The sequence below is a fragment of the Armatimonas sp. genome, assembly GCF_043760365.1.
In the GTDB taxonomy this organism is placed as follows: domain Bacteria; phylum Armatimonadota; class Armatimonadia; order Armatimonadales; family Armatimonadaceae; genus Armatimonas.
Genome location: NZ_JAYUPA010000348.1, coordinates 1 through 1860 on the forward strand (window position 1 = coordinate 1; position 1860 = coordinate 1860).

Here is a 1860-nt window from a genome sequence, read left to right on the forward strand (position 1 = left end):
CGCTGTGCAGAAGGGAAAGAAGAAAGGCGACGATACGCGTGAACAGAGATCCCCAGAAATATCCGTTGTCGCGTTTGTCGCACACGAGGACGATCCCAAGAAGAACGAGGCTGCCTGCAAGGAGACCGAACGCGATGACGGCATGAAAGGCGCGTGCGAGTGCGCGTTTTCCCTTAAGAAGCGTCAGTGCACCTCCTAGTGTCACCCCTAAAAGGGGACCGAACATCGTAATGCTGATCGGCGACAGGATAATAAAATAGGCCAGTGGAACACTGTAGATCAAGCACAGAGTTACCACGACAATCTCCAGGAGGGTGAGGGGAAGGCGTTGCTGTTGCTGCATCCCCTACTTTACCACCGCCCAATGATATTGGGCAGATTACGTGGCGACAACGGGAAACTCCGCGATTCTCAGGAGCGTGGAGCCGTAGGGAACCAAGAGGAGGGTTTCTGCGGGCGTTGTGACCGCAACCGGTGATTTTGGCAGTGGTCTGGCGGCGTGTTTCTCTAGTGTCCACTCAGGAACCCTATGCCCCGTCGCCGTGATGGTCAGCGTCTCTTTGTCCAGCACGAGCGGCTTGCTCAGATCGAGCGCGTAGTTCCACGGTGTCGTCGGGTGCACCTCGCGATCCGCCCACGGCTCCGGCCCATCGGGTCGCACGTCCTCGCCGATCTTCAGCCCAAAGAGCAGCGGCCCGACATAGACCGAGACCCCACCACTGGGGCGCGTTTCGGTATAGGCATCAAGAGGAGAATGATACATTTCGGAATGAACCTGAAGCGTAATCGGAGCTAATGTCGTGAGTGTCACGGTTTTCTGGGTGATGGATTTACCCACGCCAAAGGTTGGTATTGGCAAGTGCAGGTCAGCGCTTCCGCGTGTTGCTCGAATCGTGACTGTCTCGCCGTAGGGGTAGTCGGTTTCGACGACAAACGCGACGGCTTCGGTGGAGACCGTGCAGGGAGCGAGGGAGAGGGCGGCAAGGCTGCCATCGGCGCACTGCATCCACAAATGGCTTGTCAGCTTGGGCCAGCCTTGGTGGAAGTTGGCGGTGCAGCAACCAAAGTTAGGCTCCAGCCCGAAGAGATTGGAGCGCGGCCCGTTGGTCGTGAAGATCGTCTCCTCTTTCATCTTAGAGTCGGTGCACAGCACCTGGTTCACTTGCTGATCGTACTGGTGCCCCCACATATCATTGGTGAACGTGGCAGGGAGTGCATTGTAGGCAATCCGCTCGAAACGAAGGGCATCAAAGACATCTCCGTTTTCTGCGAAACGCAGCTCCAGAGAAAACATAGCTTCGACCACGGCACAAAGCTCGGTTCCCTGCGAGGGGGAACGTCCGGCCAGCGACTCATCGCCGCTGAACATTCCATTGGCTTGTCCATGAAACTTTGTAAGTTTATACCAACCATTAGAGGAGTTTCCAGAGCGGTAAAGTGATTCTTTGAGGGCCATGCCATGATTCACGACATGGTTCTCCAGTGTCCATTTGGTCGCGCGCTCCGTGTGTTCGAAGTTCTCGAAGTGCGCCTGCCAGTTGTAGCCTTGCTCGGCGGCGAGAGTGAGCAGATCGTCGAGCCACGCCTCGCCGGTCTGCTCTTTCAGCCATTTAATCGAGATCGCCAGCTCCATCCAGCGCATCTTGGCCCAGTCCCAAAGAGGTGTTTCACCCATCACTTCGTGGATGCGCCGGATCGCCTTGAGCATTGCGGGGACGATGCGCGGGTCGCCTGTGGCTTCGTGCCACTGGGTGAAGACTTTAAAGAGAATAAACTGCGGCCAGGGATCGTTCTGGCGTGCCCCGTGGCTCTCGTTGGCGGTGCGTGGACCAAACCAGCCATCATCGTGCTGGCCCGCGA

At 57.2% G+C, this 1860-nt stretch carries 2 protein-coding genes; both read right to left on the reverse strand.

Features of this window, described 5'->3' with window-relative positions; all coding sequences use genetic code 11:
• The coding region (locus ACH2EH_RS08515; RefSeq protein WP_395140760.1) for a hypothetical protein at positions 1-343 on the reverse strand (343 nt) is incomplete at its 3' end.
• A gap of 36 nt (positions 344-379) precedes the next feature.
• Positions 380-1860, reverse strand: a 1481-nt coding sequence (locus ACH2EH_RS08520; protein WP_395140762.1) for a hypothetical protein, incomplete at its 5' end; no start/stop codon positions are given.